This window comes from Nonomuraea sp. NPDC050404 (genome assembly GCF_040655495.1).
Lineage (GTDB): Bacteria > Actinomycetota > Actinomycetes > Streptosporangiales > Streptosporangiaceae > Nonomuraea.
On the sequence record NZ_JBFAKB010000026.1, the window covers coordinates 58,224 to 73,969 of the forward strand.

The window sequence follows — 15,746 nt, forward strand, 5'->3', positions numbered from 1 at the left end:
TGCAAAGACTGTGACCGTCCGACTACTATCCGGTGTTGACATTTAGATGTCTGCGGCGGACGCTGGAGTCATGCGGAGGACGACAGTGCGCATCGACGAGGCTCTCCTCAACGAGGCGAAGGCGTACGCAGCCAAGAACGGACGTACTTTCAACTCGGTCATGGAGGACGCTTTGCGACAACTTCTCAACCGCTCCACGGAGGTGGCCGAGCGGCCCCGCGTGGAGCTGATCACCAGCGACAGCCAGCTCAAGCCGGGGATCGAACTCACGCCGGAATTCATCCACAACCTGTTCGAGCAGGAAGACATCGAGACCCTCTTGAGGGTGCAGGCCGATGCTGCTCAATGACATCAACATCCTCGTCAACGCCTTTCGCACCGAGGCTCCCCACCACATCCCCTGCTTCAAGTTGGTCGATGAGATGGTCAACGGCGATGCCGCCTACGCGGTCTCCGACTACGTCATCAACGGCCTCGTCAGGGTGCTGAGCGTCGAGGCCCTACACGTGAATCCGCCCTCGCTGGACCGGATCCTCACCTTCGCCGGCCAGGTCAGAAACCAGCCGCACGCCATCATCGTCGATCCCGGCGAGCGTCACTGGGAAATCTTCACCAGGTTGTGCAGGGAGACGAACGCGCGAAGAAAGCTCATCCCCGACGCCTACCTCGCCGCCCTGGCCATCGAGCACGGTTGTGAATTCGTGACCTGCGATCAGGATTTCGCCAGATTCCAGGGCTTGCGCTGGCGGTCGCCCCTCAACTGAACTGAAAGCCTAAGGGCGCAAGCCGAAACGACTCGGCTAGGAACGTCGTGGCTGACCAGTTCGACGTCATCGAGGCAGGCGAGCGCGGCCGTCGCCGGTGGATCTGGCTGGTGGTGGTCCTGGCGCTCCTGCTGGTCCCTGTTGTCAGCCTGATCCTCAGCCGGGATCCCGAACCCAGGCCGCCTTCCGCCGGATCGGACCCCTCACCCATCCGGTCCCTGACCACGATCGACAACCCGCCCAACATCCTCAACGCGCCGGTCAGGGAGAAGGGCGGCGACGAGATCATGCAGGTGGTGTTCCCGCATGGCGTGCGGGCCGAGGTGCGCTATCCGGCCGCGCTCGGTCTCGACGAGATGGGGTCGCGGCCGTATCGAGGGGGCTGGGTCGCCGGGAATTTCCGGCAGTTCGTCGCGCCCTACGGCGGTGAGGTCGAGGTCACCCGGGGTGGCCAGCCGATCAGGAACTACGCGCCCAACGTGAGCCTGTGGCCGCGTCAGGCCGGCAGCGGGTTGTACGGGCAGGTGCTGCTGTTCGCGTTCGGGCCGTGGCGGCTGGCGATGTTCGACCGGGGAGAAGGGCTGACCTTCGACCAGCGGGTGGCTCTCGCGCAGAACCTGAAGGGGCGGGTGACCAAGGAGGGCTACCTGGTGCTGACGGCCGAGGCGGGGGTGCGTCTCGCCGAGCCGGGGGAGGCCGAGCAGGGCGAACCGGTCGGGCCGCAGTTGTGGTTCGGGGGTGGGGGTAGGGACATCGTGGCGCTCGTACCCACACCGGACTGCGCGAACAAGCAGCGGCCACCCGGGGCGATCGGGGGGCGCGGGCGGCCGGTCGAGACGGCGTGCCGGGACGGAGTGCTGGTGGCCGCCACCGGCTCGCCGGAGTTCCGAGAGACGGCGGTCTCGGGTATCCGGGTCAAGTTGAAGTAGGGACGGCGGCCTTGGGTGTTGGGTCGCGTTGAAGGTAGAGGGCGCTCTGGTCTGGGGCGTGCGGGCAGGCTGAGGCGAGGGGGTGCTGGTCTGGGGTGTGCGGGCGGGCTGAGGCGAGGGGGTGCTGGTCTGGGGTGTGCGGGCGGGCTGAGGCGAGGGGGCGGTGGTCTCGGGTGTGCGGGACAGCTTGAGATGAGGGGGCGATCTTCTCGGGTGTGCGGGGTGGGTTGAAGTGGAGGGCGGTGATCTCGGGGAACTGGGGTGCCCTGAAGTAGGGTGCGGCCATGTTCGCCGTAACCGCCACACAGCTCGATCCTGACAACCCGCTCGCCGGACTGACGCTCGGCGAGCACCCCGAACCGAAGGCGCCGGATGGGTGGGCGACTGTCTCTGTACGGGCGGCCGCGCTCAACCACCACGACGTGTGGTCGCTCAAGGGCGTTGGCCTCAAGCCGGACCGGCTGCCGATCGTGCTCGGGTGCGATGCCGCCGGAGTGGACGAGGATGGCAACGAGGTCATCGTGCATGCCGTGATCGGCACCGGCGTCGATGAGACGCTCGATCCCAAGCGCACACTGCTGTCCGAAGTGCACGACGGCACGTTCGCCGAACGCGTGGTCGTGCCGCGCCGCAACCTGGTGCCCAAGCCCGCCGCGCTCGACTTCCAGCACGCCGCCTGCCTGCCGACGGCCTGGCTGACCGCGTACCGGATGTTGTTCGACAAGGCCGGGGTGCAGCCCGGTTCGACCGTTCTGGTGCAGGGGGCCGGCGGTGGCGTCGCCACCGCGCTGATCGCGCTCGGCCGGGCGGCCGGGTACCGGATGTGGGCCACCAGCCGGTCCGAGGAGAAGCGGGAGCGGGCCCTTCGGCTCGGCGCCGACCAGGTTTTCGAGTCCGGTGCGCGGCTGCCGGAGCGGGTGGACGCGGTCATGGAGACCGTTGGCCAGGCGACCTGGGGGCACTCGCTCAAGTCGCTCAAACCCGGCGGGCGCGTCGTCGTCTCGGGCGCCACCAGCGGCGCGGTTCCGCCTGCCGATCTGAACAGGGTCTTCTTCCTGCAGCTTTCCGTGGTCGGCTCGACGATGGGGACGCGGGAGCAGCTCGCCAGGCTGGCGGTGTTTCTTGAGCAGACCGGGCTGCGGCCCGAGATCGACCGGGTGCTGCCGCTGACCGAGGCGAGGGACGGGTTCGCCGCCATGGCCGCAGGGGAGATCTTCGGGAAGGTCGTCTTCACGGTCTGATAAGTGAAGGGTTACTTCTGAGCCTCCTGGGTGATACAAGGGGAATTGGGTTGTATCACCCAGGAGGCGTCATGATGGACATTGAGCCCTTCGGCCCAGGTTCGATGCACTGGGACACCGCCGGCGAATACCGCAATCTGCTCGTGGCGGGCAGCGCGCTGGTTCTCCAGACGATGCACCCGGCCGTCGGTGCCGCGGTCGCCGAGCACTCCACGTACAAGGAAGATCCTTGGGGGAGGCTGGAGCGCACGCTCGTCTCCGTGCAGAAGTGGGTGTACGGCGGCGCGGACGGCCCCGAGGAAGGGCGGCGGCTCAGGGAGTTGCACAAGCCGATCAGCGGGGTGGACGAGCAGGGCAGGCACTACCACGCGCTGAGCGGGGAGGCGTGGGCGTGGGTGCACCTGTCGTTGTTCGAGCGGTTCATCGCGCTCAACCGTTGGTTCGGCACGCCGTTCACTCCCGAACAGGAGCGGCGGCTCTACGGTGAGTCGCGGCGGCTCGGCGCGATCCTGCGGGTGCCCGAGCGGGAGATGCCCCAGGACCTGGACGGCTTCTGGAAGTACTTCGACGGGATGGTGGCCGACCGGCTGGAGGTGCATCCGACCGCGCTCGACGTGCTGGCGGCCATGCGCGGCACCCCCGCGCCGCCCCGGCTGCCCGTCCCGCTGCGCCGGTTGTGGACGCCGGTGGGTATCGGGGCGGGGGAGTTCAACTACTTCGTCACCGTCGGCACCCTGCCCTCCGCCGTACGCAGGAAGCTGGGCCTGCGCTGGACGGCCCGGGAGGAGCGGCGGTTGCGGCACCTTGGGCACGCGGTGGCGGTGCTGACGCCGCGCCTGCCCGAACGCCTGCGGTACATGCCCATCGCCTATCACGCCCGTAAGGCCGCACGTGGCTCGCACCGGATGGATCGGCAGCCCGCCCGCGCCGCACGGGCGGGATGAGGCTGCTTTCCACCCGTTGGGGGGTGAAGGCGAGATGAGGCTGTTTCCGGCCACTCGCGTAGACGGTGGCGCCTGTCCGCCTTTCGCGTTGCCCAGGTGGGGGTGGCTGTCCGCCTGTCTGCTCTTTTTCGTTGCGTAGGTGGGGGGTGCCTGTCCGGCTGTTCGCGTCGCGTAGGTGGGGCGAGGGTGCCCGCCGCCCGTTCGGGTGAGTTGGGCGAGGGGGCTCCGTTGTAAAGTTCCTTCGGGTGGTCGGGGTCAGCGTTCGAGGATGTCGCGGATGCGGGTGCTGGTCTCGGCGAGCGCCGTACGCAGGTCGGCCACCTTCTCGGGGGTCAGCCTGGCCTCCGATGCCTCCTCGCGGGCCTTTCCGACGAAGTCGGCGAGGAGTTCGCCCAGTTCGGCGTCGAGGTCGGCTCGCTTGGGCGGTGCGCCACCGAGCGTGCTCCACATCTCCGACCAGATCCGGCGCCACTCGTTACCGAGCCGCTCACCCTCGTCCTGCCAGTGGTGGGCGTGCTCCATCCACTGCCGCTTCTGCTGGTCCCGCAGCCGCTTGAGGTCTTCCTTCTGATCGTCCCGAATGCGTCGGGTGTCCTCGGCCGCCCCCGTGCGTACGTCCTTGGCCATCCGCGTCAGCTCGTCGCGCAGCGACTTGACCGTGTCGCGCACGTCCTCCTTGACCTCGCGGGCGATGTCGCGTACCGAGGCGGAGATCTCCTGCTCCAGGTCGTCGAGTTCGTCGAGCCGGTCGTTCAGCTCCTCGCGGCCCTTGTCGGTGATGGAGAACACCTTTTTGCCGTCGATCACCTCGTGCGTGACCAGACCCTCCTCCTCCAGGCGGGCCAGGCGCGGATAGATGGTGCCGGGAGAGGGCGAGTAGACGCCGAGGAAACGATCCTGAAGCAGCCGGATGACCTCATAGCCATGACGCGGGCTCTCTTCCAGCAGCTTGAGCAGGTACAGCCGGAGCCGGCCGTGACCGAAGACAGGGCTCATTGCTTCTCCCCCTTGAGCAGCGTGACCTCACCGGAGACCGTGATGGCCGCCAGGGACGCCATGCCGCCACCCAGCCGCCCCGACATCGCCTTGGCGCCGGGGTTGCTTGTGTTGGACAGTTCCTCGAATGCGCTGACCAGCCTGCCAGAGGTGGATCTGACGCTGACGTCCGTCTCCACGTTCTCCGGCAGTCTGACCAGGATGTCACCGGAAACGCTGTTGAGCGTCACATGGCCGGTGGGTCGCAGGGTGAGATCCGCCGTGATGCGGCCCGAGACGGTTTTGGCTTTCAGGCGGCGTGGTGTGCCGTCGGCCACGGTCAGGTCGCCCGACACGCTGACGAACGACAGGTCGCCGTCCATCGCCCGGCTCTCGACGGCTCCGGAGACGGTGTTGGCGGACACGTCGCCGCTGACGCCGTCCAGGACGATGTCGGCGGAGACGCTCTTGACGTCCGTCGTCCGCTCGAACCCGGCCACCACGGCGGGGGCGGACACCACTCCTGCCTTGACCTTGCAGGTCTTGGGCACGGTGAGGGAGAGCACGGTCCTGCGCCGGTCGCGGCGCAGCCAGCCGAGCAGGCCGTCCCAGGTGAGGTCGCGGTAGGCGACGGTGAGTTCCCTGGTCGCCTCGTCGTAGGTCACCAGGAGTGGTGAGGCCGAGTCGATCTCGGCGACCTCCAGGGTGGGCGGGCCGTCGCTGGCCAGCACGTCCAGGCGGCCGGCCACGATGCGTACGTCGAGCGCGTCCACTTCGCCGAACGTCAGTTGCTCGGGCTCATCGATCGTCCACTGCTGCATGTTGCCCCGCCCTTTCTGGCGACACGTTGCCTCCATGAATCACGATATGTCGCGTTCGGCCAGAACTCAAGATGTATCGCGTTATTCGAGAATACGGCCTTTCCGAAGAGCCGCGCGCAGGGCTGCGGCAGCCCGTAGCACGGCCGCGTGGGGGCGCGGGTGTCCGGGGTGCGGAGGCCCGGAGTGGGACCCGTTGGTTCGCGGTGCGGAGGACCGGAGGCGGGACCCGTTGGGCCGGGGCGCGGCGGTGTGGGTGGCGCGGGGTGAGGAGTGTGGGTGTCCGAGGGGCGGCGGCCCGGGGGAGGGACCCCCTGGTTCGCGGTGCGGCGGCACGAGGGCGAACCCCCCTGGTCCGGGGCGCGGCGGCCCCGGGGGCGGGACCCGCTGATTCGCGGTGTGGAGGTCCGGGGGGCGGGACCCGTTGGTCCGGGGTGTGTAGGTCCGGGGCGGAGGTGAGGCACCTGTGTGGTGGGGGTGTTAGTCGTCCTCGTCGTCGTCCAGGCGGGCCAGCCACGTCGCCAGTCGTTCCACGGGCGTCTCGAACTCGGGGTTGAGGTCGACGAACTCGCGCAGTCGCTCGCCCAGCCACAGCAGGCTGACCTCCTCCTGGCCGCGACGTTCGACCAGCTCTTCGATCCCCCGATCGGTGAAGTACATCGTTCTCCATTCATCAACTGAGGCGCGCCTCGCCCGCCCCGACTTTAGCCTGCTCGGACAGCAGTGAGCCCCCGGCCAAGCGAGGGCCGGGGGCTCACCTAACGGACGGCTCAGCCGAAGATCTGGTGAAGGATCTCCTCGAGCTCCGTGTCATGCGAGTTGTGCGACCCGGTCGCCGGCGAGCTGTTCGGCGTGCGCGACACCCGCCGCAGCGCCCGGCCCCCCAGCGTCTGCGGGTCCTCGGCCAGCTTGAGCGTCAGGTACGGCCACGGCCCCATGTTGGCCGGCTCGTCCTGCGCCCAGATCAGCTCGATCTTGTCGCCGAAACGCCCCAGCTCGGTGGCCAGTTCCTCGGACGGGAACGGGTAGAGCCGCTCGAGCCGGACGATTGCGACGTCGTCGCGGCCGTTCTTGTCGCGGTACGCCGCCAGGTCGTAGTAGAGCCTGCCGGAGGTGAGCACCGCCTTGGTGACCTTGGCCGCGTCGGCGCCCGTGTCGCCGATCACCGGCTGGAAGGCGCCCGAGGTGAAGTCGGAAGCCTTCGAGGTGGCCGCCTTGTGGCGCAGCAGCGACTTGGGCGTGAAGACCACCAGCGGCCTGTGCCGCTCCGACTCCACCTGCCAGCGCAGCAGGTGGAAGTAGTTGGCCGGAGTGGTGGGCTGCGCGACCGTCATGTTGTCCAGCGCGCAGACCTGCAGGAACCGCTCGATGCGGGCCGAGGAGTGGTCGGGGCCCTGGCCCTCGTAGCCGTGCGGCAGCAGCAGCACGACGGAGGACTTCTGGCCCCACTTCTGCTCGCCCGACGAGAGGAACTCGTCGATGATCGTCTGGGCGCCGTTGACGAAGTCGCCGAACTGCGCCTCCCAGCAGACCAGGGCGTCGGGCCTGACGACGCTGTAGCCGTACTCGAAGCCGAGCGCCGCGAACTCGCTGAGCAGCGAGTCGTAGACGTAGAACTTCGTGGTGCCCTGGTTGAAGGTCTTGAGCGGCGTGTGGTCGGCGCCGGTCATCCGGTCCACCAGGACGGCGTGGCGCTGGGTGAACGTGCCGCGCCGCGAGTCCTGGCCGACCAGCCGCACCGGGTGGCCGTCCATGAGCAGCGAGCCGAACGCCAGCGTCTCACCCATCGCCCAGTCGATCGCGTCCTGCTCGACCGACTGACCGCGGCGCTGCAGCACCGGCGCCAGGCGTGGGTGCGGCGTGAAGCCCTCGGGCAGGTTGAGCTGGGTGTCGACGATGCGCTTGAGCGTCTCGTCGCTGATCGCGGTCGGCGTGTCCTCGTGCGACCACTTGACGACCTCGGTCGGGGGCACCCGCATGGCGGCCGCCTCCTGCGGCTTCTTGGCCGCCTCCCTGGTCTCGGTGAACGCCTGCTCCAGCTTGGCCTGGTAGTCGCGCAGCGCCTGCTCGGCCTCCTCCACCGTGATGTCGCCCCGGCCGATCAGCGCCTCGGTGTAGAGCTTGCGGGTGGAGCGCTTGGCGTCGATCAGGTCGTACATCAGCGGCTGGGTGAAGGCGGGGTTGTCGCCCTCGTTGTGGCCGCGGCGGCGGTAGCAGATGAGGTCGATGACGACGTCCTTGCGGAACGCCTGGCGGTACTCGTAGGCCAGTTCGCCCACGCGTACCACGGCCTCGGGGTCGTCGCCGTTGACGTGGAAGATCGGCGCCTGGATCATCCGCGCCACGTCGGTCGCGTAGACCGAGGAGCGGGAGGAGGCGGGCGAGGTCGTGAAGCCGACCTGGTTGTTGACCACCACGTGCACGGTGCCACCGGTACGGTAGCCGCGCAGCTGCGACAGGTTGAGCGTCTCGGCCACGACGCCCTGGCCGGCGAAGGCCGCGTCGCCGTGGATGAGGACGGGCAGGACCGTGAAGCCCTCCTCGCCGCGCTCCAGGAGGTCCTGCTTGGCGCGTACGACGCCCTCCAGGACCGGGTCGACCGCCTCCAGGTGGGAGGGGTTGGCGACCACGGAGGCGGTGATGGTCTTGCCGCTCGGCGCGGTGAACACGCCGCTGGCGCCGAGGTGGTACTTCACGTCGCCCGAGCCGTGCGCCGTGCGCGGGTCGATGTTGCCCTCGAACTCGCCGAAGATCTGCGCGTAGGACTTGCCCACGATGTTGGCCAGCACGTTGAGCCGGCCGCGGTGGGCCATGCCGATGACGACCTCGTCGAGGTCCTCGTCGGCGGCGTCGCTGATCACCGAGTCGAGCAGCGGGATCAGGGACTCGCCGCCCTCCAGCGAGAAGCGCTTCTGCCCGACGAACTTGGTCTGCAGGAACGTCTCGAACGCCTCGGCGGTGTTGAGCCGCGACAGGGTGTTGAGCTGCTCGTCGCGCTCGGGCGACTTGTGCGGCTTCTCCACCCGCGCTTGGATCCAGGCCCGCTCCTCGGGGTTCTGGATGTGCATGTACTCGATGCCGACGGTGCGGCAGTAGGAGTCGCGCAGCACGCCCAGGATGTCGCGCAGCTTCATCAGCGCGCGACCGCCGAACCCACCGGTCGCGAACTCGCGCTCCAGGTCCCACAGCGTCAGGCCGTGCGACTGGATGTCGAGGTCGGGGTGCTTGCGCTGCTTGTACTCGAGCGGGTCGGTCTCGGCCATCAGGTGGCCGCGCACGCGGTAGGCGTGGATCAGCTCGATCACCCGAGCCGACTTGGCCACGTCGTCGTCGTGGGAGGCCGAGATGTCCTGGACCCAGCGGACCGGCTCGTACGGAATCCGCAGCGCCTCGAAGATCTCGTCGTAGAAGCCGTCCTCACCGAGCAGCAACCGGTGGATCTGGCGCAGGAAGTCGCCCGACTGGGCACCCTGGATGATCCGGTGGTCGTAGGTGCTGGTCAGCGTCATGACCTTGGAGACGGCCAGCCGCGACAGAGTGTCGGGGGAGGCGCCCTGGTATTCGGCCGGGTATTCCATCGCGCCGACGCCGATGATCGTGCCCTGGCCGGGCATCAGGCGCGGCACGGAGTGCACGGTCCCGATGGTGCCGGGGTTGGTCAGCGAGATGGTGGTGCCGGAGAAGTCGTCGACGCCGAGCTTGCCCGCGCGGGCCTTGCGCACGACCTCCTCGTAGGCGATCCAGAACTGCCGGAAGTCCATCTCCTCCGCGCCCTTGATCGAGGGCACGAGGAGCTGGCGCTCGCCGTTGCTCTTCTGCACGTCGATCGCCAGGCCGAAGCCCACGTGCTCGGGCTTGACCAGGGTCGGCTTGCCGTCGACCTCGGTGTAGGAGTAGTTCATCTCCGGCATGGCCCGCAGCGCCTTGACGATCGCGAAACCGATCAGGTGCGTGAAGGAGATCTTGCCGCCGCGACCCCGCTTGAGGTGATTGTTGATCACAATGCGGTTGTCGATGAGCAGCTTGGCCGGGATGGCACGCACACTGGTCGCCGTCGGGACCGTCAGCGACAGGTCCATGTTGGCGGCAGTACGTGCGGCCGCGCCGCGCAGCTTGATCTCTTCGGCGCCCTTGGGCACCGGAGCGGCAGGCTGCTTCGGCTTCTCGGCGGCAGGCGGCGCCTTGGGTGGCGCCGCCTTGGGTGCCTGGGGAGGAGCGGGGGCAGTCACTGTGCCGTTCGCCGCCTCCCTGACCGGGGTTCGACCCGGTCCGTAATCAGGGTTGTAGTCAGCGAAGAAGTTCCACCAGGCCTTGTCAACAGACTCAGGATCCTGGAGGTACTTCTGGTACAGCTCGTCGACAAGCCACTCGTTCTGACCAAAGCTTGCCAGCGGGTTTGTCCGCGACGACTCAGACGACACGGCGGAAATCGCCCTCTTCCGCAGATCGGCGTTGATGTTAGAGAACCTGTCCAAGGCTACTCGCCCGGACTGGCAGCGCGCGCCGCAGAGCCCGTGCCGCCTCGAACGATCCTCTCAGGACCGCGCAAAGAGGTCACGCCCGCCTAGTCAATCCGGGTGGTGCAGCAATTATTACTCTTTGGTATCAACACCTCGACATGAGGTTTATTTCCCTCCGGAGATCAACCTGCTCGCGATCCGCACCTGAGGGGACAACTCGGACAGAAGGTCCGCCAGTTCCTCGCCCGCCTGCTTGAGCTCCTCCAGCGACATGGGCTCCAGGCGCTCCAGGAGGAAGATCGCGTTGGTGGTCTCCTCGGTGAGGCGGGTGCGCACCACCTGGCGCCAGTTCCATCGCCTGCAGGTGACGCCGATGTCGTCGCGCCAGATCACCTCGCCGGACTCCGGCTGCCCGAGCGCCTCCTCCGACGCCTCGTCCCCGCCCGCCCGTACCAGCCGGGCCGGCCCCGAGTAGTGGTCGAGGTCCTCGCCGCCGATGGGCAGCATGTGCTTGACGCTGATCGAGTTGTACGCGTCCACGACCCGGTTGATCTCCGGCAGCGGCATCCGCCGGGTGAGGGCGTCGACCGAGGGCCTGGTGCGCTGCGGCTTGGCCCCGAACGCGCGGTAGGCCTCCTTCCAGGCGTCGATCTTGCCGGTCTGCACCTCCGTCGCCGAGGCGGCCTCCAGCCAGGCCCTGGACCGGTCGTCGGTGGGCCCGTTGGTCAGGCCGTGCGCGGTCATGATGAGCACCGCGAAGTCGGGTCGCAGCGCGAGGACGGAGTCGTCCACCCAGATGTCGTCAAGCATCCCCACAGTTTAGGGATCGGCAGACCGCAAAATTCCCTTTGCAAAATTGTCTTTGCGGTCTATCGTCGGTCGTATGGAGGAGCAGTACAAGATCAGTGACCCGCAGGTGCTCAAGGCGGTCACCCATCCGCTCCGGGCCCGCATGCTCGGCCTGCTGCGCGCGGACGGCCCGGCCACCGCGAGCGAGCTGGGCCGCAGGCTGGGCGAGAGCTCCGGCTCGACCAGCTACCACCTGCGGGAGCTGTTCAAGTACGGCTTCATCGAGGAGGACCCCGACCGGCGCGACGGCCGCGAGCGCCGCTGGCGGGCCCGGCACCGCTACACCTCGTGGAACAGCCGGGAGTTGTCCGGGACGCCCGAGGGGCGCGAGGCCGTCAAGGTCATGCGGCTGTGGCAGGCGGAGGTTCTCGGGCGGTTCGTGCAGGAGTTCGACGAGGCAGAGTGGTCGCCCGAGTGGGTGGAGGCGGCCGGCATGAGCGACCACATAGCCGTGCTGCCGCCCGCCGGGCTGAAGGAGTTCGCGGCGCGTAGCGAGGAACTGCTGCGTGAGCTGGTCGAGCGCCATGCGGGCGCCCCCGACGCCGAGCAGGTCCGAGTCTGGCTGGGGGCCTTCCCCCGCGCACCGAAGGAGGAGCCGTGACCGCGCGTTCGGCCTTACGGCGCTACATGCTCGTCAACTTCCTGACCTGGCTGCCGCCGGGGACCATGATGGCGACCATGGTCCTGCTGATGACCGAGCGGGGCCTCGGCCTGGCCCAGGTCGGGCTGGTGGTGACCGTGTTCTCGGTCGTGACCGTCAGCCTGGAACTGCCCACCGGCGGGCTGGCAGACGTCGTGGGGCGGCGCGTGGTGCTGGCCGCCTCGGCCGCGTTCACGGTGGCGGGGCTGGCGCTGATGAGCGTGTCCACCACGTTCTGGATGTTCCTGCTGAGCGGCGTGTTCAAGGGCGTCGCCAGAGCGCTGTCCAGCGGCCCCGCCACCTCCTGGTACGTCGACACGCTGCACGGCATCGAGGGTCCCGACGCCGACCTCAAGCCGGGCCTGGCCAGGGGCGGCGCGATGGAGTCGGTGGCCCTGTGCGTCGGAGTGCTGGCGGGCGGCGCGCTGCCGCTGCTGGCGCCCGCTTCGCTGATCTTCCCGCTGGCCGCGCCGTCCCTGGCGGGCGCGATGGCGGCGGTGGTCCTGCTGGTCGTGGTGGTGTTCGCGCTGCCGGAGCCGGCCCACGAACGCCGCTCGCTCGCAGGCGTGCTGCGTGAGGTGCCCGCCACCGTGATGGGCGGCGTGCGGCTGGCTCTCGGCGGGGCCGTGCTGCGCAGGCTCATGCTCGCCGCCGCCGCGTCGGGCATGGTGCTGATCTCCATCGAGTTGCTCACGCCGGGCCGCCTGGCCGAGCTCGCGGGGACGGCGGAGGAGGGCAGCCTCGCCTACGCCGTGGTGGCCGCGCTCGGGTTCGCGGGCAGCGCGACGGGCAGCACGCTCGCGCCCCGCGCCGCGCGCCTGGCGGGCGGGTCGGCCAGGGGAGCGATCGCGGGTACGGCGCTGACCGCGCTCTCCGTCGGGGCGCTGGCCGCGACGGCGGGGCTGGACGGCCCGCCGGGGCTGCTGAGCGCCGGGCTCGCCTACGTCACGCTCTTCGTCGGCCTGGCGGTGACGGGCGTGTTGTGCCTGGAGCTGACCCACAAGGCGGTCACCGCCGCCGAACGCACCACGGTCACCTCGACGAGTTCGTTGTCGTTGCAGTCCGGCGGCATCGTGGCCAATCTCACGCTCGGCTCCCTGGCCGCCCAGGCGGGCCTCGGCATGGCCTGGGGCGCCGCCGCCGTGGTGATGCTCGCCTCGGCGCTGCTGTTCGTCCGGATGCCGGCGCCTACAGGCTCCAGTCCAGCTCGGGCCCTACCGGCACGATCCGGCTCGGGTTGATGTGGGTCTGGGTGATGTAGTAGTGACGCTTGATCTGGTCGAAATCGGTGGTCTCGACGAACGCTGGGATGGCGTACAACCTGCGCGCGTACGCCCACAGCGCCGGATAGTCGGCCAGCCGCCGCACCGAGCACTTGAAGTGCGCGTAGTACACCGAGTCGAACCTGGCCAGGGTCGTGTAGAGGCGCACGTCGCTGTCGGTGAGCGTGTCGAAGAGGAACTCCGACTCGGCCAGGCGCACCTCCAGGAGGTCGAGGGTGGTGAACACGCGCGCCACCGCCTCCTCGTAGACCTGCTGGTCACGGGAGAAGCCGGCCTCGTAGACCGCGTTGTTGAGGCCGTGGTAGAGGCGGTCGTTCATGATGTCGATGTCCGGGCGCAGGCGCTGCGGATAGAGGTTGGGTGAGGTGCCCCACGACATCTCCAGGTCGAGGGTGATCTGGGGGAAGTCGTTGGTGACGATCCGCTCGTCCCTGGTGTCCCAGACGCACGGGACGGTGTAACGGCCGACGTAGTCGGGGTCGGTGGCGTGGTAGAGCTCCGACAGGTACTCCGGGTCGCCGCCGGGCATCCGCCAGCCCTTCTCGTCGCGGATGGGATCGACGATCGTGACGTCCAGCAGGTCCTCCAGGCCGAGGAGCTTGCGGACGATCAGCACGCGCTGCGCCCACGGGCAGGCGTAGGAGGCGTAGACCCGGTACCGGCCGGGTTCCGGCGGGCCGAGCCGGTCGGTGAAGCGGTTCTGCTGCCGGACGAAGCGGCCATCTTCGGTGAGCTCGCGGCGCGGCTTCATGACCCCAGTAGAACACGATTCGGACACAGAACTATATTCGGGCATGTGGCGAAATTTGCAGTGACCCCCTCGAACGTGGCACAACGAGAGGCGTGGGTCGGCGGGACGTTCCCCGAAGTCGAGCGGGTACGCCCGGGAGTGTGGTCCATCCCGGTGCCGATCCCGATAAATCCGCTCAGATATGTGCTGGTCTACGCCCTGGAGCTGAAGTCCGACGGCGTGGTGATCATCGACGCCGGTTGGAACACCGACGAGGCGTACGACGCGCTGGTCGCGGGCCTGGGCGTGGCCGGCTACGCGATCACCGACGTCAAGGGGGTGCTCGTCACCCACATCCACCCCGACCACTACGGCCTGGCCGGGCGGGTCAGGGAGAACTCGGGCGCCTGGATCGCGCTGCACCCGGCCGACGCCCGCCTGGTGCGCGAGCGTTACGACGAGGAGGCCATCGACTCCCTGGCCGAACGGGAGCGCGCGCTGCTGGTCCGCTGCGGCGTCCCGGCGCTGACGCTGGACGAGCTGGCCGGCGCCTCCATGATGATCAGGCACATGGTCTCGATGGCCAAGCCGGACCGGCTGATCGAGGACGGCGACGACCTCGACCTGCCGGGCTGGGACCTGCGGGCCATCTGGACGCCCGGCCACTCGCCGGGTCACCTGTGCTTCGTCTCTCCGGGGCGCAAGGTGCTCTTCTCGGGTGACCACGTGCTGGCGAAGATCACGCCCATCGTGGCCGTGCATCCGCAGTCGGGGCCGAACCCGCTGGCCGACTACCTCGACTCGCTGGCCGCCGTGCGCAAGCTGGAGGTCGATGAGGTGCTGCCGGCGCACGAGTTCCGGTTCCTGGAGCTGACCGAGCGGGTGGACGCCGTGCTGGCGCACCACGACGACCGGCTGGCCGAGATCGAGCGGGTCGTGGGCGAGCTGGGCGGGGCCGCGTGCTGGGAGGTGGCCACCCGGCTGACGTGGTCGCGGCCCTGGGAGACGATTCCGCCGTTCATGCGGCGCTCGGCCAACAACGAGACGCTGGCCCACCTGGTCTGGCTGGCCGCCAAGGGGCGGGTGGTCAGGGAAGCGGGCGAGCCGGACCTGTGGCGGGTGCCCTGAGGCGGTTATCGTAGCCTCACTAGAATCTTGTTCTCCTGCGCGGGAGGTTCGATGCTTCGGTTCGATGACAGGGTCGCGATCATCACAGGGGCTGGGCACGGCCTCGGCAGGTCGCACGCGCTCCTGCTGGCCGAGCGGGGCGCCAAGGTCGTCGTCAACGACCTCGGGGGCGCGCTCGACGGCACGGGGGCCTCGGCGGGGCCCGCCGCCGAGGTGGCCGAACTCATCCGGCAGAACGGCGGCCAGGCCGTGGCCAGCGCCGACAACGTCGCCACGCCCGAGGGCGCCGAGGCCATCGTGCAGGCGGCCGTGGACGCGTTCGGCCAGGTCGACATCGTCGTCAACAACGCGGGCATCCTGCGGGACAAGTCGTTCGGGAAGATGACGCCGGAGGAGTTCGACCAGGTGCTGGCCGTGCACGTACGCGGCTCGTACCTGGTCAGCCGCGCCGCGTACCCGCTGATGAAGGCGGCCGGCTACGGGCGCGTCGTCAACACCTCCAGCCCGGCCGGCCTGTTCGGCAACTTCGGCCAGGCCAACTACTCCACCGCCAAGATGGGCCTGGTCGGCCTGACCAAGACGATCGGGATCGAGGGCGCGCGCAACGGGATCAGGGCCAACGCGATCGCGCCCATCGCCTGGACGCGGATGACCGAGGCGCTGCTGCCCGCCGAGTTCGAGGCCAAGTTCACCTCCGAGCGGGTCAGCGCGCTGGTCGCCTACCTCGTGCACGAGTCGTGCGAGACCACCGGGGAGGTCTTCTCCGTCGGGGGCGGCCGGGTGGCGCGCGTGTTCGTGGCCGAGGGTCCCGGCTGGCGCACCGACGACCTCACGCCAGAGGCGATCGCGGACAACTGGGAGTCGGTGATGGCCGAGCAGCCCTACGTGCTGACCGCCGCCGACTCGATGAAGGCGATGCTCTAGCCGGATTCCGCCGTGCGCGCCGGTCTCCGATGAGTGGAGGCCGGCGCTCTCGTTTGTACGG

At 69.0% G+C, this 15,746-nt stretch carries 15 protein-coding genes; 9 read left to right on the plus strand and 6 right to left on the minus strand.

What is annotated here, in order from left to right; genetic code table 11:
• The first annotated feature begins 85 nt into the window (after positions 1–85).
• From AB0I81_RS48295 to AB0I81_RS48315, 5 genes are all read left to right on the plus strand, one after another.
• Positions 86–349: a hypothetical protein gene (locus AB0I81_RS48295; RefSeq protein ID WP_360673111.1), complete on the plus strand. Its 264-nt coding sequence runs from the start codon at positions 86–88 to the stop codon at positions 347–349.
• Positions 336–764, plus strand: a complete 429-nt coding sequence (locus AB0I81_RS48300; RefSeq protein ID WP_360673114.1) for a type II toxin-antitoxin system VapC family toxin — start codon at positions 336–338, stop codon at positions 762–764. The genes AB0I81_RS48295 and AB0I81_RS48300 overlap by 14 nt, the downstream gene beginning before the upstream one ends.
• A 47-nt stretch (positions 765–811) precedes the next feature.
• Positions 812–1,693, plus strand: coding sequence for a hypothetical protein (locus AB0I81_RS48305; RefSeq protein WP_360673117.1), 882 nt, complete (start codon positions 812–814; stop codon positions 1,691–1,693).
• 284 nt (positions 1,694–1,977) lie between these two features.
• Positions 1,978–2,934, plus strand: coding sequence for a zinc-binding dehydrogenase (locus AB0I81_RS48310; protein WP_360673119.1), 957 nt, complete (start codon positions 1,978–1,980; stop codon positions 2,932–2,934).
• A 71-nt stretch (positions 2,935–3,005) separates the two neighbouring features.
• Positions 3,006–3,878 (plus strand): oxygenase MpaB family protein, encoded by an 873-nt coding sequence (locus tag AB0I81_RS48315; protein ID WP_360673122.1) that lies wholly within the window; start codon positions 3,006–3,008, stop codon positions 3,876–3,878.
• A gap of 255 nt (positions 3,879–4,133) precedes the next feature.
• Here AB0I81_RS48315 and AB0I81_RS48320 read toward each other — a convergent pair whose 3' ends face one another.
• The 5 genes from AB0I81_RS48320 to AB0I81_RS48340 all read right to left on the minus strand — a co-directional run bounded on the left by AB0I81_RS48320 (position 4,134) and on the right by AB0I81_RS48340 (position 10,941).
• Positions 4,134–4,874: a PadR family transcriptional regulator gene (locus AB0I81_RS48320; RefSeq protein ID WP_360673125.1), complete on the minus strand. Its 741-nt coding sequence runs from the start codon at positions 4,872–4,874 to the stop codon at positions 4,134–4,136.
• Positions 4,871–5,674, minus strand: a complete 804-nt coding sequence (locus AB0I81_RS48325; RefSeq protein WP_360673127.1) for a DUF4097 family beta strand repeat-containing protein — start codon at positions 5,672–5,674, stop codon at positions 4,871–4,873. The genes AB0I81_RS48320 and AB0I81_RS48325 overlap by 4 nt, the downstream gene beginning before the upstream one ends.
• 477 nt (positions 5,675–6,151) lie before the next feature.
• Positions 6,152–6,331 (minus strand): DUF6104 family protein, encoded by a 180-nt coding sequence (locus AB0I81_RS48330; RefSeq protein ID WP_360673130.1) that lies wholly within the window; start codon positions 6,329–6,331, stop codon positions 6,152–6,154.
• Positions 6,332–6,441: 110 nt separating this feature from the next.
• Entirely contained in the window at positions 6,442–10,092 is a 3,651-nt protein-coding gene (locus AB0I81_RS48335; RefSeq protein WP_360673133.1) for a multifunctional oxoglutarate decarboxylase/oxoglutarate dehydrogenase thiamine pyrophosphate-binding subunit/dihydrolipoyllysine-residue succinyltransferase subunit, read from the minus strand.
• Between the two features lie 204 nt (positions 10,093–10,296).
• On the minus strand, positions 10,297–10,941 hold the full coding sequence (locus tag AB0I81_RS48340) for a phenylalanine--tRNA ligase beta subunit-related protein (RefSeq protein WP_360673136.1): 645 nt from the start codon (positions 10,939–10,941) through the stop codon (positions 10,297–10,299).
• Between the two features lie 73 nt (positions 10,942–11,014).
• On the opposite strand from AB0I81_RS48340, the gene AB0I81_RS48345 reads away from it, so the two are divergent.
• Together AB0I81_RS48345 and AB0I81_RS48350 are read left to right on the plus strand one after the other, a co-directional pair.
• The gene (locus AB0I81_RS48345) at positions 11,015–11,581 is read left to right on the plus strand and encodes a helix-turn-helix domain-containing protein (protein ID WP_360673138.1); all 567 of its coding nucleotides are present in this window, start codon (positions 11,015–11,017) and stop codon (positions 11,579–11,581) included.
• Entirely contained in the window at positions 11,578–12,861 is a 1,284-nt protein-coding gene (locus AB0I81_RS48350; RefSeq protein WP_360673140.1) for an MFS transporter, read from the plus strand. Before AB0I81_RS48345 ends, AB0I81_RS48350 begins: the two co-directional genes overlap by 4 nt.
• On the opposite strand, the gene AB0I81_RS48355 is transcribed toward AB0I81_RS48350, so the two are convergent.
• Positions 12,809–13,654, minus strand: a complete 846-nt coding sequence (locus AB0I81_RS48355; protein WP_360673143.1) for a glutathione S-transferase C-terminal domain-containing protein — start codon at positions 13,652–13,654, stop codon at positions 12,809–12,811. The genes AB0I81_RS48350 and AB0I81_RS48355 overlap by 53 nt on opposite strands.
• 45 nt (positions 13,655–13,699) lie before the next feature.
• Here AB0I81_RS48355 and AB0I81_RS48360 point away from each other — a divergent pair, with 45 nt between their 5' ends.
• Positions 13,700–14,761 carry an MBL fold metallo-hydrolase gene (locus AB0I81_RS48360; protein ID WP_360673146.1) on the plus strand — a complete coding sequence of 354 codons (1,062 nt, stop codon included), beginning with the start codon at positions 13,700–13,702 and terminating at the stop codon, positions 14,759–14,761.
• Between the two features lie 51 nt (positions 14,762–14,812).
• Positions 14,813–15,685: an SDR family oxidoreductase gene (locus AB0I81_RS48365; RefSeq protein ID WP_360673149.1), complete on the plus strand. Its 873-nt coding sequence runs from the start codon at positions 14,813–14,815 to the stop codon at positions 15,683–15,685.
• Positions 15,686–15,746: the final 61 nt, after the last annotated feature.

Coding starts and splice junctions, on each gene's coding strand:
- AB0I81_RS48330 (WP_360673130.1), bottom strand. CDS start 6,331: ATGTACTTCACCGATCGGGGGATCGAAGAGCTGGTCGAACGTCGCGGC.
- AB0I81_RS48340 (WP_360673136.1), bottom strand. CDS start 10,941: ATGCTTGACGACATCTGGGTGGACGACTCCGTCCTCGCGCTGCGACCC.
- AB0I81_RS48315 (WP_360673122.1), top strand. CDS start 3,006: ATGATGGACATTGAGCCCTTCGGCCCAGGTTCGATGCACTGGGACACC.
- AB0I81_RS48345 (WP_360673138.1), top strand. CDS start 11,015: ATGGAGGAGCAGTACAAGATCAGTGACCCGCAGGTGCTCAAGGCGGTC.
- AB0I81_RS48320 (WP_360673125.1), bottom strand. CDS start 4,874: ATGAGCCCTGTCTTCGGTCACGGCCGGCTCCGGCTGTACCTGCTCAAG.
- AB0I81_RS48325 (WP_360673127.1), bottom strand. CDS start 5,674: ATGCAGCAGTGGACGATCGATGAGCCCGAGCAACTGACGTTCGGCGAA.
- AB0I81_RS48310 (WP_360673119.1), top strand. CDS start 1,978: ATGTTCGCCGTAACCGCCACACAGCTCGATCCTGACAACCCGCTCGCC.
- AB0I81_RS48365 (WP_360673149.1), top strand. CDS start 14,813: ATGCTTCGGTTCGATGACAGGGTCGCGATCATCACAGGGGCTGGGCAC.
- AB0I81_RS48300 (WP_360673114.1), top strand. CDS start 336: ATGCTGCTCAATGACATCAACATCCTCGTCAACGCCTTTCGCACCGAG.
- AB0I81_RS48355 (WP_360673143.1), bottom strand. CDS start 13,654: ATGAAGCCGCGCCGCGAGCTCACCGAAGATGGCCGCTTCGTCCGGCAG.